The organism is Actinoplanes sp. NPDC051405, from assembly GCF_055586185.1.
Genome location: NZ_JBVJIR010000008.1, coordinates 45288 through 67329 on the forward strand (window position 1 = coordinate 45288; position 22042 = coordinate 67329).

General features: G+C 71.5%; 21 protein-coding genes. 11 read left to right on the plus strand and 10 right to left on the minus strand.

Features of this window, described 5'->3' with window-relative positions; translation table 11 throughout:
• Nucleotides 1-3: 3 nt before the first annotated feature.
• Nucleotides 4-765, minus strand: a complete 762-nt coding sequence (locus ACZ6S4_RS18560) for a DeoR/GlpR family DNA-binding transcription regulator (RefSeq protein WP_360551214.1) — start codon at nt 763-765, stop codon at nt 4-6.
• Between the two features lie 410 nt (nt 766-1175).
• Between ACZ6S4_RS18560 and ACZ6S4_RS18565 the strand changes: the two genes are divergently transcribed.
• Entirely contained in the window at nt 1176-3422 is a 2247-nt protein-coding gene (locus ACZ6S4_RS18565) for a putative bifunctional diguanylate cyclase/phosphodiesterase (RefSeq protein WP_465476134.1), read from the plus strand.
• 91 nt (nt 3423-3513) lie between these two features.
• Here ACZ6S4_RS18565 and ACZ6S4_RS18570 read toward each other — a convergent pair whose 3' ends face one another.
• Nucleotides 3514-3999 (minus strand): winged helix-turn-helix transcriptional regulator, encoded by a 486-nt coding sequence (locus ACZ6S4_RS18570; RefSeq protein WP_465476359.1) that lies wholly within the window; start codon nt 3997-3999, stop codon nt 3514-3516.
• A gap of 319 nt (nt 4000-4318) precedes the next feature.
• Between ACZ6S4_RS18570 and ACZ6S4_RS18575 the strand changes: the two genes are divergently transcribed.
• On the plus strand, nt 4319-4555 hold the full coding sequence (locus tag ACZ6S4_RS18575; RefSeq protein ID WP_465476135.1) for an SDR family oxidoreductase: 237 nt from the start codon (nt 4319-4321) through the stop codon (nt 4553-4555).
• Nucleotides 4556-4560: 5 nt separating this feature from the next.
• Here the strand turns inward: ACZ6S4_RS18575 and ACZ6S4_RS18580 are convergent, their stop codons facing one another.
• Together ACZ6S4_RS18580 and ACZ6S4_RS18585 are read right to left on the minus strand one after the other, a co-directional pair.
• Nucleotides 4561-5610 carry a DUF4190 domain-containing protein gene (locus ACZ6S4_RS18580; RefSeq protein WP_465476136.1) on the minus strand — a complete coding sequence of 350 codons (1050 nt, stop codon included), beginning with the start codon at nt 5608-5610 and terminating at the stop codon, nt 4561-4563.
• Between the two features lie 138 nt (nt 5611-5748).
• The gene (locus tag ACZ6S4_RS18585) at nt 5749-6084 is read right to left on the minus strand and encodes a hypothetical protein (RefSeq protein ID WP_465476137.1); all 336 of its coding nucleotides are present in this window, start codon (nt 6082-6084) and stop codon (nt 5749-5751) included.
• Nucleotides 6085-6270: 186 nt separating this feature from the next.
• Here ACZ6S4_RS18585 and ACZ6S4_RS18590 point away from each other — a divergent pair, with 186 nt between their 5' ends.
• Complete coding sequence (locus ACZ6S4_RS18590; RefSeq protein ID WP_465476138.1) at nt 6271-9033, plus strand: AfsR/SARP family transcriptional regulator; 2763 nt, start codon at nt 6271-6273, stop codon at nt 9031-9033.
• A 12-nt stretch (nt 9034-9045) separates the two neighbouring features.
• Here the strand turns inward: ACZ6S4_RS18590 and crcB are convergent, their stop codons facing one another.
• Both crcB and ACZ6S4_RS18600 read right to left on the minus strand, forming a co-directional pair.
• Nucleotides 9046-9405, minus strand: coding sequence for a fluoride efflux transporter CrcB (crcB, locus tag ACZ6S4_RS18595; protein ID WP_465476139.1), 360 nt, complete (start codon nt 9403-9405; stop codon nt 9046-9048).
• On the minus strand, nt 9402-9800 hold the full coding sequence (locus ACZ6S4_RS18600) for a fluoride efflux transporter FluC (RefSeq protein WP_465476140.1): 399 nt from the start codon (nt 9798-9800) through the stop codon (nt 9402-9404). Before ACZ6S4_RS18600 ends, crcB begins: the two co-directional genes overlap by 4 nt.
• A gap of 211 nt (nt 9801-10011) precedes the next feature.
• On the opposite strand from ACZ6S4_RS18600, the gene ACZ6S4_RS18605 reads away from it, so the two are divergent.
• Nucleotides 10012-12321 carry a putative bifunctional diguanylate cyclase/phosphodiesterase gene (locus ACZ6S4_RS18605; RefSeq protein ID WP_465476141.1) on the plus strand — a complete coding sequence of 770 codons (2310 nt, stop codon included), beginning with the start codon at nt 10012-10014 and terminating at the stop codon, nt 12319-12321.
• Nucleotides 12322-12404: 83 nt separating this feature from the next.
• The gene (locus ACZ6S4_RS18610) at nt 12405-12578 is read left to right on the plus strand and encodes a CsbD family protein (protein WP_360551198.1); all 174 of its coding nucleotides are present in this window, start codon (nt 12405-12407) and stop codon (nt 12576-12578) included.
• A 150-nt stretch (nt 12579-12728) separates the two neighbouring features.
• Here ACZ6S4_RS18610 and ACZ6S4_RS18615 read toward each other — a convergent pair whose 3' ends face one another.
• The 4 genes from ACZ6S4_RS18615 to ACZ6S4_RS18630 all read right to left on the minus strand — a co-directional run bounded on the left by ACZ6S4_RS18615 (nt 12729) and on the right by ACZ6S4_RS18630 (nt 17580).
• Nucleotides 12729-14924, minus strand: coding sequence for an MMPL family transporter (locus ACZ6S4_RS18615; RefSeq protein ID WP_465476142.1), 2196 nt, complete (start codon nt 14922-14924; stop codon nt 12729-12731).
• 78 nt (nt 14925-15002) lie between these two features.
• Nucleotides 15003-15647, minus strand: coding sequence for a response regulator (locus ACZ6S4_RS18620; RefSeq protein WP_433724199.1), 645 nt, complete (start codon nt 15645-15647; stop codon nt 15003-15005).
• 28 nt (nt 15648-15675) lie between these two features.
• On the minus strand, nt 15676-16983 hold the full coding sequence (locus ACZ6S4_RS18625; RefSeq protein ID WP_465476143.1) for a sensor histidine kinase: 1308 nt from the start codon (nt 16981-16983) through the stop codon (nt 15676-15678).
• Nucleotides 16984-17088: 105 nt separating this feature from the next.
• Entirely contained in the window at nt 17089-17580 is a 492-nt protein-coding gene (locus ACZ6S4_RS18630; protein WP_465476144.1) for a MarR family winged helix-turn-helix transcriptional regulator, read from the minus strand.
• A gap of 89 nt (nt 17581-17669) precedes the next feature.
• On the opposite strand from ACZ6S4_RS18630, the gene ACZ6S4_RS18635 reads away from it, so the two are divergent.
• The 6 genes from ACZ6S4_RS18635 (at nt 17670) to ACZ6S4_RS18660 (ending at nt 22024) form a co-directional block, all read left to right on the plus strand.
• Nucleotides 17670-18575 carry an NADP-dependent oxidoreductase gene (locus ACZ6S4_RS18635; RefSeq protein WP_465476145.1) on the plus strand — a complete coding sequence of 302 codons (906 nt, stop codon included), beginning with the start codon at nt 17670-17672 and terminating at the stop codon, nt 18573-18575.
• Between the two features lie 38 nt (nt 18576-18613).
• Nucleotides 18614-19060, plus strand: coding sequence for a helix-turn-helix domain-containing protein (locus tag ACZ6S4_RS18640; protein WP_465476146.1), 447 nt, complete (start codon nt 18614-18616; stop codon nt 19058-19060).
• The gene (locus ACZ6S4_RS18645) at nt 19057-19440 is read left to right on the plus strand and encodes a DUF4180 domain-containing protein (RefSeq protein ID WP_465476147.1); all 384 of its coding nucleotides are present in this window, start codon (nt 19057-19059) and stop codon (nt 19438-19440) included. Before ACZ6S4_RS18640 ends, ACZ6S4_RS18645 begins: the two co-directional genes overlap by 4 nt.
• A 9-nt stretch (nt 19441-19449) precedes the next feature.
• Complete coding sequence (locus tag ACZ6S4_RS18650) at nt 19450-19755, plus strand: MazG nucleotide pyrophosphohydrolase domain-containing protein (protein WP_465476148.1); 306 nt, start codon at nt 19450-19452, stop codon at nt 19753-19755.
• Between the two features lie 110 nt (nt 19756-19865).
• Nucleotides 19866-20348 carry a response regulator gene (locus ACZ6S4_RS18655; protein ID WP_465476149.1) on the plus strand — a complete coding sequence of 161 codons (483 nt, stop codon included), beginning with the start codon at nt 19866-19868 and terminating at the stop codon, nt 20346-20348.
• A gap of 161 nt (nt 20349-20509) precedes the next feature.
• Nucleotides 20510-22024 (plus strand): DHA2 family efflux MFS transporter permease subunit, encoded by a 1515-nt coding sequence (locus tag ACZ6S4_RS18660; protein ID WP_465476150.1) that lies wholly within the window; start codon nt 20510-20512, stop codon nt 22022-22024.
• Nucleotides 22025-22042 lie beyond the last annotated feature (18 nt).

The window sequence follows — 22042 nt, forward strand, 5'->3', positions numbered from 1 at the left end:
CGGTCAGACCCGGATGACCTGGGGCCCGAGCCGGGAATAGCGGTGCGCCTCGGACGCCGGCAGCCCGGTGTCCGTGACCAGTGATTCGAAATCCGATATCTCGGCGAAGCGGCAGAACGTCCGCACACCGAACTTCGTGTGAATGCCGGCGAATATCCGCCGGCGGGCGGCCCGGACGGCGTGCGCCTTGACGTCGGCGACGGCCGGGTCCGGGGTGGTGAGACCCACCTCGCGGGAGATGCCGTTGGCGCCGACGAAGGCGAGATCGATGACGAAGCCGGCCAGCATGCCGCTGGCCCAGTGGTCGACCGTGGCCAGCGTGCGCCCACGGACCCGGCCGCCGAGCAGCAGCACGGTGGCCGGGCTGGAGGTGGACAGCCAGGCCGCCGTGTTCAGCGAAGCGGTGACGACGGTGAGCGGGCGGTCGGTGGGCAGGGCCTCGGCGATGAGCTGCGGGGTGAACCCCTCGTCGATGAAGATGGTCTCGGCGTCCCCGAGCAGGCCGACCGCCGCGGCAGCGATCCGCCGCTTCTCGGGCACGCCCCGGGTGGTACGCATGGCCAGGTCGGTCTCGAATTTCGCGGTCTCCACCGGATACGCACCACCGTGCGTACGCCGCAGCAGTCCGTGCTTTTCGAGCAGGCGCAGATCGCGCCGAATGGTCTCGGCGGAAACCGTCAGTTCGGCGGCCAGTTTGGCGACGTCCACCTCGCCCTGCCTGCGGGCCAGAGCGACGATCTGATGCTGTCGTTCTTCCGCGTTCACATTCCCACCTCCGGCCGCCCACCCAGGCATTCGCTCATCCGCGGCTGCCGTGGACCATTTGTAACACCGGGGAAACGTGTGGTCCCCATCACAGACCAGGCTGATTCGGTGTGTCTCTGCCCGCTTCGGTACGGCCGCTACCCGGTGGATATCATCCCATCGACGGGCGAAAGCGGACGAACGTCATGCCCGAATGATCGAAAATTCTGCCCGGTCGCTGCCCGATGATGTGAGCTCGGTAGACCGGAGCGGGCCCGAGCGGGCGTACGTGCCCCGCGAAGCCCGCGGACGGGTTGTTACCGGAGCTTTATCTGGGCCGCTGTGTGGGAACGGCAACGCGCCCGGCCGAAAACGGTCACGCTGAAGACCTCAGCTCCACGTCCGGCGAACCGACAGACTGGGTCATGGGCATGCTTGCAACTCAGCAGCTGACGGAGTTCCTCTCCGTGGTCGCTGACCGGCCGGACGGACCGGCGGCGCAGCACGCGGCCGTCGAATGCGCGGTGCGCGCCCTCGACGCCGAGGTTGCTGTGCTGGTCATCGACGGGCACGTGGCCGCCACCATCGGCGTACCGGCCGACCAGATGCGCCCGGCCGTGCTCACCGAGGTGGCCGCCGGACGCCGCTGCGCGCTGGATCTCGGCGGCACCGCGTACGCGGTCACCGGCGCGGCCCTGGGCGGCCAGGCGCCCGGCGCACTGGTCGTCGGCCGCACCGGCGCGGACTTCACCGACGAGGACGTCTGCCTGCTCCGCGGCATGGCCCTGGTCCTCGAGCTGAGCCTGCAGGCCCTGCACGTCATCGAGTCGGAACGCCGGCAGGCCCAGGAGAACGGCCGGCTGGCCGACTCGCTGCAGGAACGCCAGCGCCTGTTCGAGCACCTGACCCAGATCCAGCGGCTGATCGCCCGCCGGGCCCCGCTGCAACAGATCCTGGACGCGATCACCGCGGGCGCCGCCGAGCTGCTCGACCTGGAGATGGCCTCGCTCAACCTGCTGGAGAAGGATGATCCGTCGGTCGGCTCGATGGTCTCCAGCATCGGTTTCGCCCCCGAGGTGCTGGCCAAGATGAAGCGCATCCCGCTGCCGTCGGCGGGCGTCGCCGGCCTGGCCGTGCTGGGCGACGAGCTGATCATGGTGGAGGACTACGCCAACTCGCCGATCGCCATCCCCGAGGTGGTGCGCTCCCGCCTCAAGGCCGTGATGGCCATCCCCGTGCACGAGAACGGCGCGGTGGTCGGCTGCCTGACCGTCGGCACGTACACCGGACCCCGGGAGTGGGACAAGCCCGCGCAGGAAATACTGCGTGCGTTCGCCGAGCACGTCAGCCTGGCGCTGACCGATGCCCGCACCCTCGAGGCGATGAACGAGGCGTTCCACGACTCGCTGACCGGACTGGCCAGCCGGGCGCTGTTCCAGGCCCGGATGGACCGCGCGTTCGCCACGGCCGAGCAGGAGAACGCCGGCGTCGCCATGCTCTTCGTCGACCTGGACCGCTTCAAGGTCGTCAACGACTCGCTCGGGCACGCGGCCGGCGACCAGCTCCTCGTCCTGGCCGCCGAACGGATCAAGAAGTGCCTGCGCTCGGCCGACATGGCGGCCCGCCTCGGCGGCGACGAGTTCGCGGTGCTGCTGCCGCTGGTGCAGGGCCTGGACGAGGCCGTACCGGTGGCGCGGCGCATCCTCGAAGCCATGCGTGAGCCGTTCGAGCTCAACGGCAAGGAGACCTTCGTCAGCTGCAGCGTCGGCGTCGCGTACAGCGTGGCCGGCGGGCACGACGGCCAGGAGCTGATGGTCAGCGCGGACCTGGCCATGTACCAGGCCAAGAAGCAGGGCAAGGACCGCTACGAGATCTTCGAGCCGGCCATGCAGGCGGTGTTCCAGGCCAGCCTGCAGATGGAGGCGGACCTGCGCCGGGCCGTGGTGCGGCACGAGTTCGAGCTGCGCTACCAGCCGATCGTGCACCTGAAGACCGGGGAGATCACCGGCCTGGAGGCGCTGGTCCGCTGGCAGCACCCGGAGCGCGGGATCATCCCGCCGCTGGACTTCATCCCGCTCGCCGAGGAGACCGGGATGATCGTCCCGATCGGCGAATGGGTGCTGCGCGAGGCGTGCCGACAGGCGGCCCGGTGGAACGAGCGCCGCGACGGCAAGCCGCTGAGCGTGAGCGTCAACATGTCGGCGGTGCAGCTGGAGCAGGCGGACCTGCCGGAGGTGGTGGCGTCGGCGCTGAGCAACAGCGGCCTGCCGGCCACCAGCCTGGTGATCGAACTGACCGAGTCACTGCTGGTCGACCATCGCCCGTCGACCCTGCGCCAGCTCGAGCAGATCAAAAGCCTGGGGGTACGGCTGGCGATCGACGACTTCGGCACCGGGTATTCGAGTCTGGCGTACCTGCGCCGGTTCCCGATCGACATCATCAAGATCGACAAGTCCTTCGTCGACGACGTCGGTGACGTGCCGGCCGCGGCGGCGCTGACGATGGGCATCATCCAGCTGGGCCAGGCGCTGCACCTGTCCACGATCGCGGAGGGCATCGAGGACGCCGGGCAGCTGAGCGAGCTGACCGACGGCAACTGCGAGCTGGGGCAGGGCTACTACTTCGCCGAGCCGCTCAACGACGAGGACATGGGCGAGCTGCTGTTCCCCTCCTCCTGAACGGAACGCAGCAGCCTCTCCACGGCTGACATGTCTCCGACGACGGCCGCACTCCCGTCGGCACAGGCGCCGGCAAGCTTGGCGGGCTCGGTCAGCAGGGCGCTGAACGTCCTGGGATCCGTACGCAGTGAGGCGGCCGCCGTAGCCGGCTCACCGGCCTGCACCTCGACGCGTCCGGAGACCGACCGAACGGTCCAGACCCGGCGTCGAGCTCCAGACGGCAGACCGTGGGTGGCGCCGCGGGATCAGGACGGGCGGCGCCACGCAGGAAGATGAGCACCGACGTCGCACTGAGCGCGGCCGGCGCCGGCGGTTCCGGGGCGTCGATCCCCCAGTCCCCCAGAGCGACCACGATCGGCTCCAGCCGGCGGCCGCGCTCGGTCAGCTCGTAGACCCGTGAGCCCGCCGCCGCTGCGGGGCTCCGGCGGATCACCCCGTTGTGCTCGAGCTCCCGCAGCCGGTCCGCGAGCAGATTCGAGCTCACGTGGGGCAGCGCGTGGCGCAGCTCGGAGAACCGCTGTGGCGTCGGGAGCAGCTCCCGGACGACCAGCAGGGTTTGCCCGGAGACCGCGGTGATCTACGGAGGCGGAGGCGCCATCGGCGGCGCCGTAGCCCGGGTTTTCGCCCGGGAAGGCGCAAAAGTTTTCAACAGGCGGTCGCGGAGCACGCCGACGCCGTCGCGGCGGCAGGCGGCGGCATCGACATCGCCCTCAACGCCGTGAGCGCCATGCACGACCAGGGCACTCCGCTGGCGAAGCTCTCCCTGGAAGAGTTCATGCGGCCGATCGACGGCTTCTTGCGCACTCTGTTCATCACGAGCAAGGCGGTGGCCCGGCACATGGGCCACGACCGCCCCGGCGTAGTGCTGACCCTGTCGGAGCCGGGCGCCAAACGCGGTGAGCGACGCCCCGGCCGCCGGCTCCTACACCGCGGACCTCTTCGTCAAGTCCGCGGCGGCGAACGGGCAGTCGGTCCAGAGCTTCCTCGAAGAAGGACTGGCGCCGAGCACCCTGCTGAAACGACTGCCCACGCTCGCCCAGATCGCGGAAACAGCCGCGTTCCTGGCCTCAGACCGCGCTGCGGCCATCACCGGAACGGTGGCCAACCTGTCCGGCGGCGGGCTGGTGGACTGAGGAAATCAGTCCCGTACGGAGCCGGTGGTCGTGCCGCGTTCGTCGGTGGCCACGCACGTGACGCCCCGGTCCCGGGACCAGGACTGCTGCAACGGGTGCAGGTAGAGCACCTCGACGGTCTCGGCCGGGCTGGCCGCGTACGCCTTGAGCTCGGCCTCGCAGAGCTTCTCGGCCTGCTTCTGCACCTCGGCGTCACCGGGCCAGGGGCCGGCCGGCAGGTTGAAGTTGGCGTAGACCTCACCCTCATGCGGCAGGGCGCAGGAGATCACCGGCAGGTCCTCGACGCTGCCCACGGTCTGGATACCGTTGATGCAGTCACCCGGCTTGAGCTGGGTGACCGAGACCGAACCGCTGTTGGTGCCCCCGGCGGTGCTGCTCGGCGAATTGCCGGAGTCGCTGAGGATGGCGGCCGTCACGCCGATGATGATCAGCAGCACCCAGCAGCCGGACAGGGTGAGGCCGGCGATGGCCATGCCCCGGCCCTTCTGCCCGCGCTTGCGGATCTGCACGAGCGCGACGATGCCGAAAATGACGCTGAGCAGGATGCCGCCGAGAATGCCGAAGATCAGGGAGGCGATGGCGAAACCGCTGGTACCGCCGCTGCCGGGCGGCGGGTAGGGGGATGCGCCGGGGGGCGGGAAGCCGGGGTAGCCGTCGGGCTGCGGGGCGCCGTAGGGCGCTCCGGGCTGGGCACCGTAAGGCGCGCCCTGCTGGCCGCCGTCGAAGCCCCCGGGCTGGGCGCCGTAAGGCGCACTCGGCTGGGCACCGTAAGGCGCGCCCTGCTGGCCGCCGTCGAAGCCCCCGGGCTGGGCGCCGTAAGGCGCGGGCGGGGCGGCGCCCCAACCCTGCTCGGCCGGCCATTCCGTGTTGCCCTGCTGGGCCACCGGCGGCTGGACCGCGGTGGGCTCGGCGCTCCCGGGCGTGCCGGGGGCAGGCTGGGCCGCGGTCGGGTCCCATGCCGCGGGAGCCGGGGCGGCGGAGGCCGGAGCCGCGGTGGGATCGGCCGCCGGATTCGGTGCGGCCGGCGAGGTGGGGCGCGAGGGCTGGTCGGTCACCTGTCGGACGCTAACAACATGCAAGATCGTCTGCTGTCCCGAAACAGTTTCAACTCCGTATCGGCGAAAAGTCGTGCCCGCGCAGGCCCGGGGAAGGCGCACGGCCTCCGCCCGGGGGCGGGGGCCGTTCGCCGGGCGTTACTGCACGCGGACGGTGTCGCCGCAACCTTCCTGGTTCTCGCAGACGTAGAAGCTGGCGATCGCGCCCGTGGTGCGGAAACCGGTGTTCCCGCTGCACCCGTCCGGGTCACTGACGCTCGTGCTGCCGCCCCCGCTGAGGTTCACGACCGCGAAGACGCCGTGGTTGTCGCATTCTCTGTCCTGCACCGTGATCGATCGGTGGTCGCTGGAGATCCACGCCTTGTCCAGCCCCTGGTAGCCGGTCATGACGTGAGCCTGCGCGGGCGCCCCCCACGCGCCCAGGGCCAGTACGAACACCCCGGCCGCCACCAGCGACCTGCTCGAGAAACGCATCGGTTCTCCTGTCTTTTCCTGTGCGGACCATTGCTGGGACATGACCTCCATGAAGCTAGGCACCGCCCCTTGAGAAGTCCTCAGCGCGAACCTTGAACGGAGCCGCCACCAGCGACAACGGGGCCACCCCAGGCGCCCGGACACTGATACCGTTCGATGGTGGATGCGCTCCACGGGGGAAGCGTCATGGAGTTCCGCCTGCTCGGCCCGGTCGAGTTGTGGCACCGCGGCGAGCGGGTCGAGCTCGGGCCCGCCCGGCAGCGCTGCGTGCTCGTCGCCCTGCTGCTGGACGGGCAGCGTCCGGTGCCGACCGCCACCCTCGTCGATCGGGTCTGGGGTGACGATCCGCCCGCCCGCGCCCGCGATGTGCTCTACACCTACGTGGCCCGCCTGCGCGCGACGTTGCGGGCCGTCGGGGTGCAACTGCACCACCGGGCCGGCGCCTACACCGTCGAGGTGCCCGCCGATGCGATCGACGTGCTCCGCTTCACCGCCATGGTCGAGCGAGCCCGTCAGGCGCCGGCGCTCTCCGCCCGCCTCGACCTGCTGCGGGAGGCGCTGGGCCTGTGGCGGGGCAAGGCATTCGACGGGTTGTCGAGCGGCTGGATCGAGCGCTGCCGCGAGCGCCTCGAACGAAGGTGGCTCGGCGCGCTCGTCGACCGCTTCGAGCTGGAGCTGGAACTCGGCCGCCACGCGGCCGTCATCGACGAGCTGTCCGAGCTCGTGTCGCGTCAGCCCACCGCGGAGCCCCTGGCCGGACAGCTCATGCTGGCCCTGCACCGGGCCGGTCGCAAGACCGAGGCGCTGGAGGTGTTCCGGGCGGCCCGGGCCCGGCTGATCGCCGATTTCGGCCTGGAGCCGGGGGCTGACCTGCAGCACCTCGAGCAGGCGATCCTCCGCGACGATCCCGCCGTCGCCGCGCCGGGCCGATCGCCACCACCACCGGCTCCGGTCCGGCCCCGGTCCGCCGCGGCCCGCCCGGTGCCGGCGCAGTTGCCGGCCGCGCCCAAGGATTTCGTCGGCCGCGACGACGAGCTGCGGGCGCTGCAGCGGTCCTGTCGGGCCGATGCCGCCGAGGCATCTCCCGTCATCGTCACCGGCCCCGCGGGCGTGGGTAAGACAGCCTTGGCCCTGCGCTGGTGCTGGTCCGTGCAGGACCAGTTCCCGGACGGCCACATCTATGTCGACCTGCACGGGTTCGGCGACGAGCCGCCGCTGACGGTGACCGCGGTGATCGACCGCGTCATGCGGGCCCTGGATGTGCCCGCCGCGCAGGTCGCCCACGACCCGGAGGAGGCGGCCGCCGATCTCCGGTCCCAGCTCGCCGGCCGCAAGGTTCTGCTGCTGTTCGACAACGCGGCGACCGCGCAGCAGATCCGCCCTCTCCTGCCAGGAGGCGGCAACTGCCTGGTCGTCGTCACCAGCCGCAGCCGGCTCGACGGGCTGGTGGCGGCACAGCACGCCGTTCGGCTGGTGCTGGCGCCCCTGGCTCATCACGACGCGAAGGCGCTGGTCGAGTCGATCAGCGGACCCGTGGCGGCCGGCCCGGCCACCCTGGATCGGCTCGTCGAACTGTGCGATCGCCTTCCCCTCGCCCTGCGGGTCGTCGCCGCTCGGCTGGGTGACGCCATCGGGGCGGACGCTCTCGTACGTGAGCTGGAGGACGAGGAGGTTCGTCTCGGTGTCCTCGCGATCGACGACGTGTCCATCCGCCGGGCGCTCGCCGCCTCGATCCGTTCCCTGGACGCCGCCACCTGCCGCATGCTGGCGCTGCTGGGTGTTCATCCCGGGCGTCTCCCGGCCATCGACTCGTGCGCGGCGCTGGCGGATCTGAATGCCGCCGAGGTGCGGGCGTCGCTCGACGGCCTGACGGCGGTGCACTTGGTGCACCGCACCGAGGAGGGCCGCTACCGCATGCACGACCTGGTTCGCCTGGCGGCGCGCGACCTGGCCCCGCGCCTGCTGGAGGCGCCGGACACGGCGATGCGGCGCCTGCTCGTCTGGTACCGGGACAGGGCGAACGCCGCCGACCGCGTCCTGCGTCCGGCCGAGCGTCCCAACTTCGCCTCGCCGCCGGAGCCGGTCCGGTTCGCCGACGCCGACACCGCCATGGAGTGGCTCGACGGCGAGGCGGACAACCTCCTGGCCGCGGCCGAGCGGGCCTGTGCGTCGCAGCCGGACCTCGGCTGGCAGATCGCCGCGGCACTGTACGGCTGGCTGCTCCGGCGCCGGCACGGGCAACGCTGGATCACGCTCTACACAGCGGCGGCGCAGGCAGCGGCGCGAGCCGGCGACCGGCCCGGCGAGGCGATGATCACCAGCCGGCTGGCCATTCCGTTCAGCCTGCTGGATCAGCACGACGATGCCGCCGCCTGCTGTCGCCGCGCGTACGAGCTGCGCCTCGCCCTCGGTGACACGCTGGGTGCCGCGACAGCGCTGGTCAATCTGGCCGCCGTGCACAACAACGCCGGGCAACCCGCCGACGCGATCGGCCGGCTCGGGGAAGCGATGAAGCTGGCCGAGTCCCTGCCGGCGGCCGGCCACCTGCGCGCCCTGATCCAGAGCAACCTCGGCGAGGCCCAGGAGCTCGCCGGTCGCCCCGAAGCTGCCGTCGAGCACTACAGCCGTGCCCTGGCCATCGCCCGCGACCACTGCGCCGCCCGGGACGTCGCCGAGATCCTGCTGCGGCTTGCCGGGGCACACCGGTCCGGCAACCGGCCCGCGGAGGCGCTCGGACCGGCCGAGCACGCCGTCGCGACGGCTGAGCAGGCACGCGACGACCTGCTGGAGATCGCGGCTCTGGAGGCGTCGGCCTGGGCCCGTATCGCCCTCGGTGACCTCGAGGCGGCGGCCGGGCACCTGCGCCGGCAGTTGGCCCTCTGCGAGGCGGTGGATCATCAAGGCACCGATCAGGTGCGGAAGGCCCTCGCCGCCCTGGACGCCAGGTGAGCCGCGGTCCGCTCAGCTTGCCGCTTGGGCCAGCAGCAGACCGACGTAGGCCGCGCCCAGCCCGGCGAGCACACTCCCGATCGCATACGCCCCAGCCAGCACCCGCTCCCCCTCCCGCACCAGCCGCAACGTCTCATAACTGAACGTCGAGTACGTAGTCAGCGCCCCACACAACCCCGTCCCCAGCAGCGCCGACAGCCAAGCCGCCACCGGCAGCCCGATCAAATATCCCAGCAGCATCGATCCCGCCACGTTGACCGTGAACGTGCCCCAGGGAAACGTCGACGAGTGCCGGGCCTGGACCGCCCGGTCCGTGAGGTACCGCAGCGGCGCCCCGATCGCCGCGCCCAGGGCCACCAGCAGCACGGTCATCGCCGCAGCACCGCTTCCGTTGCCGCCGTGCCGGCCCAGACCGCGAGCAGGGCGCCGATCAGCGTCAGGCCCAGGTAGATCAGCCCGGTGCCCGGCGCCGCGCGCAGCACGTCGACGCTCGCCGTGGAGAAAGTCGTGTAGCCCCCGAGCACCCCGATGCCCCAGAACGGGCGGATCAGGCGTTGCTGCGGGCGCAGGCCGGCGATCAGCACCATCAGGACCCCGATCAGCAGGCAGCCGGTCATGTTGACGATCCAGGTGGACCAGGGGAAGCCGCGCGGGTCGGGGGGCCAGGCCACGCTGATGCCGTACCGGGACACCGCGCCCAGCACGCCGCCCGCCGAGATCGCGGCCAGGACCGGGAGCGGCGGTTTCGGGTCCGGATCCTGCGCCACGCGTTCACGCTAGTCCAGCCGTCCGGGAGGCCGGGAGCGGACGTGGCGGCGTCCACCCCCGGCCTCGTTCCGGTGCGAGCGGCACGGCTGGTGATCCACTGTAGGTGATGATCTTGAGCCCGGAAACCTGGGGCGTCCGGGCCCAATCGCTCACGAACCTGCTGGGACTACCGATCAGGACGATAGGCGGACGAGGTGAGGGAGCTGACGGATGGGCGGGTCTGAGGTGGCAACCACGCCTCGTGACCGGCTGGTGCCGACTTCGGGCGTCGTCGCCGCCCTGGCCGTTCTCGGCGTGCTGGCCGACTATCTCCACCCCTTCGAGCCCAAGGCCGTGCTGTGGCTCCCGTCGGTTCTCGGCCCGATCGTCACGTTTCTGGCCTTCCTGCGCACCGCCCGGACCACCACGTTGCCCGAGCCGACCCGGCGCTTCTGGCGGCACCTCTCCTGCGCGCTCGGCCTGGTCGGCATCGGCATCACCGTCCAGGCCTTCGACGTGCTGACCAGCGACGACCCGGCCGGCAACCACACCGGGCCGGTCATGCTGGCGTTCTGCACCGCCGGCGTCGGCGCCATCATGTACGCCCTCTTCCGGCTCCCGCTGGGCCGCCAGTCGCGCGGCGAGCTGCTGCGGGTCTTCCTGGACGCGGGCACCGTCATGATCGCGGCCGCGGTGTTCATCTGGCACTACGCCACCCGCGACGCCCTGGGTGACAGCGACCGCACCGCCGTCTACACCTCCCTGTTCGTCACCGTGATCGCGCTGCTCGCCGTGTTCGCCGTGGCCAAGTTCGTGCTGTCCAGCCACCTCTACGTCAACAACGGCGCGCTGCGGCTGATCGCCGCCGCCATGCTGATCGGGGCCGTGGGACCGCTGTTCCGGGGACCGTTCCAAGCCGCGGATCCGTACCTGTTCCCGGACATGGCCTGCACGCCGATCGTCTACTTCTTCGCCACCATGGCCGCGATGCGGCAGCGGGCCGCCGGCCTCGGCGCGCGCCGCGACATCGTCGCGCCGCCGCGGCGCTCGTTCAGCCTGCTGCCGTACGTGGCGGTCGCCGCGGTCGACGGTCTGCTGCTAGCCGTCACGGTGCGTAAGGACGCCGACGCGCTGGCCGTGGTCGTCGCCGCCGTGCTGACCACGGCCCTGGTGGTGCTGCGTCAGCTCATCGCGTTCCGGGACAACAACCGGCTGCTGAGCGAGCTGGACCACGGCGCCACCCACGACGCGCTCACCCAGCTGCCGAACCGGGCGCTCTTCCACACCCGGCTCCAGCTGGCGCTGACCGGTGCGACCGACCGCCCGGTGGCCGTGGCCCTGATCGACCTGGACGATTTCAAGGAGGTCAACGACACCCTCGGGCACGAGATCGGTGACCTGCTGCTGGTCGGCGTGGCCCAGCGGCTCGCGGACTGCGTACGGGCCGGCGACACCGTGGCGCGCCTCGGCGGCGACGAGTTCGTGGTGGTCCTGGACGACGCCGATCCCGCGGCCGCCGATCTGGCCGCCGAGCGGATGATGAACGCGCTGCGCCAGCCGGTCTATGCCGACGGTCACGAGCTGCCGATCCGGGCCAGCATCGGCATCGCCGACGGCCGCACCGGCGACGAGCCGTCGGTGCTGCTGCGGCACGCGGACATCGCCATGTACGCGGCCAAGAAGCTGGCCGGCACGGCATACCTGCACTACGAGCCGAGCATGGCAGCGCACGGCACCGAGCACGCCCACCTCGGCGCCGAGCTGCGTGAGGCGATCACCGGCGGTCAGCTCTTCCTGCTCTACCAGCCGATCGTCTCGCTCGACGACGGCCGGGTGCTGGGCTGCGAGGCGCTGGTCCGCTGGACCCATCCCACGCGCGGCACGCTGGCCCCGGACGCGTTCATCCCGGTCGCCGAGCGCACCGGCCTGATCGTGCCGCTCGGGCGCTGGGTCATGCGCACGGCGTTCAGCCAGCTCGCGGAGTGGATCGCCGCCTACGGCGAGCCGGCCCCGGGCGTGCTCAACGTCAACGTGTCCGCCCGTGACCTGCGCGAACCCGGCTTCGCGGACGAGGTGGGGGCGCTGCTGCGTGGGTACGGCCTGGCCCCCGACCGGATCGTGCTGGAGATCACCGAGACCATGGCCCTGGAACCGGGCCAGTCGGTCACCAACCTGCACCGGCTGCGGGCGCTCGGCGTACGGGTGTCGCTGGACGACTTCGGCACCGGCCATTCGACGCTGACGCTGCTGCACGACTGCCCGATCGACGAGATCAAGCTGGACCGTTCCTTCACCCAGGCGCAGGTCGACGGCCGTCCGCCGGTCGCCGCGGCGGTCATCCACCTGGCCCAGGCGCTGGGACTGCACGCGGTGGCCGAGGGGGTGGAGACGGCCGAGCAGGCGGAGCAGCTGCTGGCGCTGGGCTACACCGCGGCGCAGGGCTATTACTTCGCCCGCCCGATGCCGGCGGAGAAGTTCGGCGAGCTCCTGCGCGAACCGACGTCGCTGATGCCGGTCCCGCAATGGCAGATGACCGGCTGAGCGCCTTTCCTTCACGTAATGAGGGTTGCGGAGCGGGCACCCGGGTACCTGTGTGTGCGTAGGCCACACACCTGGAGGTCACCATGGCTGCCGACGACAAGATTGACAACAAGTCCGAAGAGCTGGGCGGCAAGGTCAAGGAAGGCCTCGGCAAGGCGACTGACGACAAGTCCCTCGAGGCCGAGGGCAAGGCCGACCAGTCCAGCTCGAAGCTCAAGCAGGCCGGCGAGAACATCAAGGACGCGTTCAAGTCCTGATCTTTTTTCGCTACGCGTGCCGGAGAACGTCCCGTGACACCAGCCCGATGAGGCTGCTGTCCGAGGCCGTTGCGGGTGCGCCGGGCTGAAGATCTCGCACAGACAGAAAAGGGCGAGCGCCGTTCGGCGCTCGCCCTTTTCTGTCGTTTGTCAGAGGGCCGGGGTGAGTTCCCGGTCTTCGCGGGACTGCGGGACCGGAGTCGAGGCCGGGGGCAGGTCGTGGGCCACCGCCGGGAGCCAGTTCAGCCAGCGGGGCAGCCACCAGTTCTTGTCGCCCAGCAGGGCCATCACCGCGGGCAGCAGGACCGCCCGGATGATCGTGGCGTCCAGCAGGACCGCGGCGGCCAGGCCCACGCCCAGCTCCTTGGTCGAGATCAGCGGCAGGGTGGCGAAGAGGGCGAAGACCGCCACCATCACCATCGCCGCGCTGGTGATCACTCCGGCCGTACGGCCGATGCCCTCACTCACCGCCTGCTTGGTCCCCAGCCCACGGTCGTGACCCTCGCGGATCCGGCTCAGCACGAAGACGTGGTAGTCCATCGACAGGCCGAACAGGATGATGAACAGGAACAGCGGCATCCAGTTGGTGATCCCGCCACCGGACTTGAAATCGAGCACCGATTCGAAGTGGCCGTACTGGAAGACGAACACCAGCATGCCGTAGGCGGCGGCGACCGACAGCAGGTTGAGCACCACGCCGGTGACCGCGACGACCACCGACCGGAACGAGACCAGCAGCAGCAGGAACGCCAGACCCAGGACGAAGCCGAACACCCAGGGCAGCGAGTCGGTCAGCCGCTTGTTGAAGTCCATTCCCTCGGCGGTGTCACCCGTGACCGCCACGGTCGCTCCGGACAGCTTCCCGAAGGCACCCGGAGCCACACTCGTCCGCAGGGTCTCGACGGCCCGTTCCGACGTACGGTCGCTGCCGTTGCCGGCCAGGCCGACCGAGACGACCGCGACCGTCCCGGCCGGATTGACCCGCACGTCGATGGGCTCGCGCAGCTGCCCGCTCGCCGCCGCGGCGCGGCGGAAGTCGGCCAGCGCGGCCTCGAACTGCGGTCCCTTGACGGTCGGCGCCTTGACCACCACCTCGGCCGGCACGACCTCGGCGGGGAACGCCCGGCTGATCGCCGTCATGGTCTGCACGATCGGCTGCTTCGGCGAGACGTCCTCGATGCTCTCGCCCTTCGTGCGCAGGTCCAGCGCCGGCGCGGCCAGCGCGGCGAGCACGCCGACGGCGACGATCGTCGAGATCAGCGGCTTGGCCAGCACCACCCGCAGCACCCAGCGCCAGACCCGGCCCTCGGTGCGCCGCCGGTACAGGCCGGGGATCTTGATCGCGTCGACCCGGTCGCCCAGCGCCGAGAGCAGCGCTGGAAGCACGGTCAGCGAGCCGAGCACGGCGGTCGCGACGACCAGGATGGTGCCCATCCCGAAGCTGATGAAGGTGGCGTCCATGGTGAAGAACATGCCGGCCATGGCCACGATGACGGTGAGACCGGAGATCCAGATGGACCGCCCGGAGGTCTGCGCGGCGATCAGCAGGGCCCGGTGCGGATCGGCACCGTTGCGGCGCTCGTCGCGTTCCCGGCGGATGTAGAAGAGGCAGTAGTCGACGCCGACGGCGAGGCCGACGAGCAGCATGACGTGCATGGTGGTGTCGACGGTCGGCGCGAGCCGGCTCGCCCCCGCGAGCAAGCCGATCGCGGCGAGGATGGCCGTGAGGGCCAGGCCGACGGGCAGCAGCGCGGCGACGACCGCGCCGAAAGCCACCAACAGGATGCCGAGGGTGACCGGGATGGAGAGCATCGACAGCCGGCTCAGCCCCTCGTCGAGCGAGTCCCCGATGAGCTTGCTGCCGCTGGCGTCGCCGGCCTGGGCGACGTAGACGCCCGGATGCCGGCTCTGCACTCCGGCGACGATGTCGAGCAGCGGCTCGACCCGGTCCTTGGCGGTGTCCGGATCCCCGATCATGGTGAAGGTGACGAGCGTGGCCTGCCCGTCCGGTGACGTGAGCGGCTTGGCGACGGCTCCCACCTCGGGCCGCCCGGTCAGCGAACGCGTGACGTCGGCGATGGCCGCGTCCCGGTTGGCGCCCTTGACGAGCACCATCTCCCCCGCCGGCTGGACCGGGAAGCCGGCCTGCTCGACGATGAGCGACGCCCGCCCGGACTCCCCGTGACCCTGGTCGGAGTCGGTGGCCTCACGGGTGCCGATCTGTCCGCTGAGGACGGTGACACCGACGACAAATGCGATCCAGCCGATGATGGCGAGAGTGCGGTGCCGGGCACTCCACATCGCGGCCCGGGCCGCGATTCCGGTGACATTCTCCCTGTGCTTCATGGTTGTTGACGCTAGGGAGCGCGGCCCGGCCGATCGATCCGGTGAGCAGGCCGGTCGAGGGTAGGGCTAGCCCTACGGTCAGGACTGCAGGTAGGTCAGCACGGCCAGGACCCGGCGGTGTTGTTCCTCGTCCGGCGGCAGGTCCAGCTTCGTGAAGATGTTGCGTACGTGCTTCTCCACCGCGCCCTCGGTCACCACCATCTTGCGGGCGATCGCCGTGTTCGAGCGGCCCTCGGCCATCAGGCCCAGGACCTCGCGCTCGCGGGGGGTGAGATTGCGCAGCGGATCGTCGCGGCGGCGGCGGACCAGCAGCTGGCCGACCACCTCCGGGTCCAGCACCGTGCCGCCGCCGGCCACCCGGCGTAGCGCGTCCAGGAACTCGGCGACCTCGGAGACACGGTCCTTGAGCAGGTAGCCGATCGCCCCGGTGCGATCGGCCAGCAGGTCGTCGGCGTACTCGACCTCGACGTACTGGGACAGCACCAGCACCGGGCTGCCCGGCACCTTCTTGCGGGCCTCGACCGCGGCGCGCAGCCCCTCGTCGGTGTGCGACGGCGGCATCCGTACGTCCACGATGGACACTTCGGGCCGGTGCTCGACGATCGCCTCGACCAACGACGGACCGTCGCCGACAGCCGCGACGACGGTGTGCCCGTTCTCCTCCACCAGCCGGATCAGACCCTCGCGCAACAGCACGGCGTCGTCGGCAATCACCACCCGCATGCCGACGAGCCTATGCGCTGCGCCCCGATCAGAGGGGGAGGGCGACTGTCAGGGTCGTGCCACCACCGGCCGGGCTCTCCAGGCTCATCACGCCGCCGGCCGCCTCGACGCGGTCCGACAGACCGGCCAGACCGTGTCCCTTGGCCAGGCTCGCGCCCCCGACACCGTCGTCCGCGACCGTGATCAGCAGCCCGGTCGGCGCCCGCCGGACGCTCACCTGGACCTCACCGGCGTAGCTGTGCTTGGCGACGTTGGTCAAGGCCTCCGCGACCACGAAGTACGCGGTCGTCTCCACAGCCGGGTCGAGCCGGGCGATCGGAGGTGCGTCCAGGTCGACCGGGATGGTGCTGCGGCCGGCCAGCGCGGTCAGGGCAGCCTGCAGGCCCCGGTCGACCAGGATCGGCGGGGCGATGCCGCGGGAGAGCGCCCGCAGTTCGTCCAGGGTCTCCCGGGTCTGGGTCAGCGCCTCGGCGACGGTGGCCTTGGCGGCCTCCGGGTCGGTGCTGAACTGCTGCTGGGCCCGGCCCAGATCCATGGCGAGCCGGACCAGCCGCTGCTGGGGGCCGTCGTGGATGTCGCGCTCGAGCCGGCGCAGCGCGGTCGCCTCGGCGGAGACGGCTGCCGCCTTCTGCGCCTGCGCGGTGTCCCGGGCCGCCTCGGCCGAGGCCACCTGCTCGCGCAGCTCGTTGACCCCACTGAGCAGGCCCCGGGCGAAACCGGCCTCCAGCATGGCCAGGCCGCGGATCACCGGCAGCAGGGTGCCGGCGAAGAAGAAGCCGAGCGCCATGTGGAAGACGATCCGGGTGGAGTTGTCGGAGCCGAGGCCGAGCAGCTCCGGCAGATCCTGGTTGTCCGCGCCGCGGGGGATGGACCAGTCCCACAGCGGGAAGGTCAGACCGCCGAGCGCGCCGGCCCACCACGCGACCGCGAAGGCGAAGGCGATGGTGCTGGGGATGAACCGGAACATGCCGTGCACCAGGTCGAGCCACGACTGCCCGTCGCTGAGCGGGGTCAGTGCCCGGCCGGCGATGCTGGCGTCGGGGGCGGCGCGCTTGTAGGCCGGGTGCGGCAGCCGGCGGCCGAGGATCGGGACCAGGCGGGCGCGTTCCAGGGTGGCGAAGCCGCGGGCCAGCATGATCGTGCCGACCAGGGCGGGCACGCCGACCCAGATGATCGCCGCCCCGATGCCGAAGAAGAAGCCGACCATGCACAGGACCAGTGTGACGAGGCCGAGCGGGAACCCGACCAGGATGTAGAGGGTGTCCTGGCCGAGCCGGCGCAGGAGGCGCTGGGCCAGACCCGGGGCGTACTCGGCGGGGGCGGAGGTGGTGGTCATACCGTTGACGCTAGGCACTCGATGCCTCCCGTCCGATCCCGCTGACCGCCCAGTCGACAGTAGGGTTAACCCGACCCTCTCTCAACCCCTTTGCCCGGCAGCCGGTCAGGCTTTGCGGCGAGGGGCGGCCGAGCGGGGTGGCGCCGTACGCATGCGGTCGCGGACCCGGCCCAGGATCTCGGTGATCGCGGTGATGTCCGCGCGGTTCAGCGAGGTGAGCAGCAGCCGCTGGACCACCTCGATGTGGCCGGGCATGACCTGGCCCAGCCGTTCGCGTCCGGCCGCGGTCAGCGTCACCATCACACTGCGCTCGTCGTCCTCGGCCGGTGAACGGCTGATCAGCCCAGCCTTCTCCAGCTGTCCGGCCTGGTAGGTCAGCCCGCTGCGGCTGTAGACCATGCCGTCCGCCACGTCGGTCATCCGCAGGCGGCCGCCCGGGGCGTCGTTGAGCCGGGCCAGGATCCCGAACTGCGGGCCGGTGAGCCCGCCGTCCACCCGCAGCTGCTGCTCGACGGCGTGGTCGAGCAGGCTGCTGACCTCCTTGAGCGTCAGGTACGCCCGGAGCTGTTCCGCGTCCAGCGAGGTGGCATCTGTCACTCCGCCATCATAACGATTGCTTCGAATTCGAAGCGTGCTAGCTTGCCGAGATGCTTCGAGTTCGAAGCATCTACCCACGGAGGTCGGTCATGCGAGCCATCCGCTTCTCCACGTACGGCGGTCCGGACGTCCTGCGCCTGGAGGATGTCGACCGTCCCGTCCCCGGCCCCGGCGAAGTGCTGGTCCGGGTGGCCGCGACGTCGTTCAACCCGGTCGATGCCGCCTTCCGGGCCGGCTTCCTGCAGCAGGCCATGCCGATCACGCTGCCCCACACCCCCGGGGTCGACGTGTCCGGCACGGTCGTCGAGGGCGGGGGCGGCGCGGTGATCGGGTTCCTGCCGATGACCTCGCCCGGGGCCGCCGCCGAGTTCGTGGTCGCTCCGGCCGAGGTGCTCACCGCCCCGCCGACGAGCATCACACTGGCCGACGCCGCAGCCGTGCCTGCCGTCGCGCTCACCGCCTGGCAGGGCCTGTTCGAGCACGCCGGGCTGCAGGCCGGCCAGCGCATCCTGATCAACGGCGCGGGCGGCGGCGTCGGCGGTTACGCCGTCCAGTTCGCCGCGCAGGCCGGAGCCACGGTGGTCGCCACCGCGAGCCCGCGCAGCACGCAGGCCGTACGCGCCGCCGGCGCCCGCCAGATCGTCGACTACACCGCCACCCCGGTGACCGACGCGATCGACGAGCCTGTGGACGCGGTGTTCAACCTGGTGTACGCCGACGAGACGGCGATGGCCGCGCTGGTCGCCCTCATCAAGCCCGGTGGCGTGCTGGTCAGCACGGCCTCACCGGCGCCACAGGACGCCGACCGCAAGGTCCGGACCATGAACATGTACGTCCGCAGCGACACCACCCAGCTCGCCGAGATCGTCCGCCGCATCGACGCCGGCACACTCACGGTCGACATCTCCGGGCGCTACCCGCTGGCCGAACTCGCCGAGGTGCACGAGCGGAACGCCGCCGGTGACCTCCGGGGCAAGGTCGTCATCACCGCTTGATACCGTATCCTTCCCTATGACAGCGACGATGGGGTGTTATGGGGAACGATATGTACTCGGTCGAGCAGGTGGCCGAGCGGCTGGGACTGCACGTGCGCACGGTCCGCAACTACGTCCGGGACGGCCGGCTCAAGGCCGTCAAGATCGGCAAGCAGTACCGGATCGCCCGCGCGGACCTCGACGCCCTGATCGACGAGCCGGCCCCGGCCGCCGTGACCGGACATGTCGAGGTGTCCAGCATCGTGCAGATCGACGGCCTGGCGCCGGGAGCGGCCGACCGGCTCAGCACCCTGCTCACGGCCGGTGCCCAGGCACCCCGCGACTCCCCCGAGCCGCTGCGCCTGCAGACCATCTACGACAGGGGACGATCCCGGATGAAAATCGTGATCCTCGGCGGTCCGGCCGAGACCGCCGACATCCTCCAGCTGCTCGACGGGCTGCTCGGGGCGGAGAACGGCCTGTTCGCGCCGGGAGCCGGGCGATGACCGACCGGCTGGAGCAGCGCAACGGCGTACCGGTGCTGGTCTGCGCCGCGGACGGCCCGGCGGTGGCCACCGAGCAGGACGCCCTCGATCTGATCGGCGCGGCCTACGCCGGCGCCGACGTGGTCGCGCTGCCGGCCGGCCGGCTGCCGGAGCGGTTCTTCACCCTCGGCACCGGGTTGGCCGGCGCGATCATGCAGAAGTTCGTCAACTACCGGGTCCGGCTGGCCGTCGTCGGCGACATCTCGGCCCACCTGGAGGCGAGCTCGGCCCTGCGGGCCCTGGTCCACGAGTCGAACCGGGGCGGGCAGATCTGGTTCGTCGCCGACCTCGACGAGCTCGACGCACATCTGACCCCGGCTGGCGCCCCGCCCGGCCAGTAGCTTGGCGGGATGGATCTGCGCCGGCTGTCCGACGACCTCGAGACGGTCTCCCAGCGGTACGCCGAGACGTTCGGCATCCGCCGGGACGCCACCTGGTTCCTGCTCAAACTGCAGGAGGAGGTCGGCGAGCTCACCCAGGCCTACCTGATGCACACCGGCCAGGCCCGCACCAAGGACCTGACCCCGTCGGAGCTGGCGGCGAACTTCCGGGCCGAGCTCGCCGACGTGCTCTGCCAGGTGGTGCTGCTGGCCCGGCACCACGAGGTCGACCTGCCCGCCGAGATCGACCGCAAGTGGCTCTCCCGGCTGCGCTGATGCCGCGCGGGCCGAGCGCGGGCCGAGCCAAATTCCCGGAACGCCTCAGTGACCGGAACGGGTGTGCCGAACAGTCCTGCAGATTCTCTTGAATGGCAGGAGGTGCCGCCGTGCCGACCGTGCTCATCGTCGATGATGATGCCGACCACCGTGAGCTCATCTCGCTCGCGCTGGCCCGGCTCGGTCACGAGGTCGTGGAGGCCGTCGACGCCGAATCCGCGCGGAGGTCGCTGACCGCCGGCGGGATCGACGCCGTGCTGCTGGACGTGCGGATGCCCGGTTCCTCCGGCATCGAGCTGTGCCGCCTGCTGCGCTCCGAGCCGGCGACCGCCGACCTGCCGATCATGCTGATCAGCGCCGACGTCAACAACCATCGCATCCTGGCCGCGATGGACGCGGGCGCCGACGACTACCTGACCAAGCCGTACCACCGGGCCGAGCTGCTCAGCCGGGTGGAGCTGCTGCTGGGCCGGCGCCGCACGACGGCGACCAAGCCGTCGACCGCGGCCACCGCGGCGCTGCTCGCGGCCCGGGCGGCCGTGCCCCGCGGTGTGCAGATCCCGCTGCCCCGGCCGGTCCGCCGCACGGCCTGACCGGCAGTGTTCACCGGCCCGCCGTCGGCCGAGCGTAGGGTCCGGGACATGGATCTCGGGCTGGCAGGCAGGACGGCGGTCGTCACCGGCGGCAGCAGGGGCATCGGGCGCCCTGTCGTGGCCGTGCACCTCACCATCGACGGTGGCCTGGCCAGCACGCTGTGACCGAGCCGCTCATCACTTATCGCAGCGCCGCCGGCCGATGGGTGCTGCTGGCCACCGTGCTGGGATCGAGCCTGGCCTTCATCGACGCCACGGTCGTCAACATCGCGCTCCCGGCGATCGGCGACGACCTCGGCGGCGGCGCGGCCGGTCTGCAATGGACGATCAACGGGTACGCCCTGAGCCTCGCGTCCCTGATCCTGCTGGGCGGCTCCCTCGGCGACCGCTTCGGGCGCAAACGGGTGTTCCTGATCGGGGTCGGCTGGTTCGCGCTGGCGTCGCTGCTGTGCGGGCTGGCGCAGACCATGGAGATGCTCATCGCCGCCCGCGTGCTGCAGGGCATCGGCGGCGCCCTGCTGACCCCGGGCGCGCTGGCCATCCTGGAGGCGTCGTTCGCCCGCGCGGACCGGGCCAAGGCGATCGGCGCCTGGTCCGGGCTGGGCGGCATCGGCGGCGCGCTCGGCCCGTTCCTCGGCGGCTGGCTCGTCGAGCTGGGCAACTGGCGGCTCATCTTCCTGATCAACGTGCCGGTCGCGGCGCTGGTCATGCTGGTCGCGGCCCGGCACGTGCCGGAGTCACGCAACCCGGCCGCGCACCGCGAGCTCGACATCGCCGGGGTGCTGACCGGCGCCGCGGGACTCGGCGGCCTCACGTACGGCTTCACGGCCTGGCCCGCCAACGGCCCGGGCAGCCCGCAGGTGCTGGTCGCCCTGCTGATCGGCGGGGCCGGCCTGGCCGCGTTCGTGGTGGTCGAACGCCGCTCGCGGCACCCGATGCTGCCGCTGGGCATCTTCGGCGCCCGCGCCTTCACCGGCGCCAACCTGGTGACCTTCCTGGTGTACGCGGCCAACGGCGGCGTCTTCTTCCTGGTGGTGCTCAACCTGCAGGTGGTGGCCGGGTTCAGCCCGCTGGCGGGTGGCCTGGCGCTGCTGCCGGTGACCGTGCTGATGCTGCTGCTGTCGGCCCGCGCGGGCGCGCTGGGCCAGCGCATCGGTCCCCGCATCCCGATGACGGTGGGCCCGCTGATCTCGGCGGCGGGCCTGCTCTGGATGAGCCGCATCGGCCCGGGCGCGTCGTACTGGACGGACGTCCTGCCGCCGGTGATCGTCTTCGGCCTGGGGCTGTGCCTGCTGGTGGCCCCGCTGACCGCGACGGCGCTGGGTGCCCTGGACGACATGTACGCCGGCGTGGCCAGCGGCGTGAACAACGCGGTCGCCCGGGCCGCCGGCCTGCTGTCCGTGGCGGTCCTGCCGCTGGCGGCGGGCATCGGCCAGGGCGACCTGACCGACGCGGCGGACCTGCACCCGACCTACCGCAACTCCCTGATGATCTGCGCCGCCCTGATGCTGGCCGGGGCGGCCCTGGCCGCAGTCCTGATCCCCACCCGGCTCCCCGCCCACACCCCCGAACCGGCCGCCGCGGCCGGCGGGGTCCTCGCGAAGGCAGCGGAAACGCCGATCCGCTCGTACTGCGACGTGGCAGCCCCACCGGTCCATCCCCGCCGCGGCGGGTGAACGGCACCGAACTCGCTT

Bases quoted from the DNA above. Each gene is read 5' to 3' on its own strand.
- ACZ6S4_RS18565 (WP_465476134.1), top strand. From the start codon at position 1,176: ATGCTTGCAACTCAGCAGCTGACGGAGTTCCTCTCCGTGGTCGCTGAC.
- ACZ6S4_RS18585 (WP_465476137.1), bottom strand. From the start codon at position 6,084: ATGCGTTTCTCGAGCAGGTCGCTGGTGGCGGCCGGGGTGTTCGTACTG.
- ACZ6S4_RS18590 (WP_465476138.1), top strand. From the start codon at position 6,271: ATGGAGTTCCGCCTGCTCGGCCCGGTCGAGTTGTGGCACCGCGGCGAG.
- crcB (WP_465476139.1), bottom strand. From the start codon at position 9,405: ATGACCGTGCTGCTGGTGGCCCTGGGCGCGGCGATCGGGGCGCCGCTG.
- ACZ6S4_RS18605 (WP_465476141.1), top strand. From the start codon at position 10,012: ATGGGCGGGTCTGAGGTGGCAACCACGCCTCGTGACCGGCTGGTGCCG.
- ACZ6S4_RS18610 (WP_360551198.1), top strand. From the start codon at position 12,405: ATGGCTGCCGACGACAAGATTGACAACAAGTCCGAAGAGCTGGGCGGC.
- ACZ6S4_RS18615 (WP_465476142.1), bottom strand. From the start codon at position 14,924: ATGAAGCACAGGGAGAATGTCACCGGAATCGCGGCCCGGGCCGCGATG.
- ACZ6S4_RS18620 (WP_433724199.1), bottom strand. From the start codon at position 15,647: ATGCGGGTGGTGATTGCCGACGACGCCGTGCTGTTGCGCGAGGGTCTG.
- ACZ6S4_RS18625 (WP_465476143.1), bottom strand. From the start codon at position 16,983: ATGACCACCACCTCCGCCCCCGCCGAGTACGCCCCGGGTCTGGCCCAG.
- ACZ6S4_RS18635 (WP_465476145.1), top strand. From the start codon at position 17,670: ATGCGAGCCATCCGCTTCTCCACGTACGGCGGTCCGGACGTCCTGCGC.
- ACZ6S4_RS18640 (WP_465476146.1), top strand. From the start codon at position 18,614: ATGGGGAACGATATGTACTCGGTCGAGCAGGTGGCCGAGCGGCTGGGA.
- ACZ6S4_RS18645 (WP_465476147.1), top strand. From the start codon at position 19,057: ATGACCGACCGGCTGGAGCAGCGCAACGGCGTACCGGTGCTGGTCTGC.
- ACZ6S4_RS18650 (WP_465476148.1), top strand. From the start codon at position 19,450: ATGGATCTGCGCCGGCTGTCCGACGACCTCGAGACGGTCTCCCAGCGG.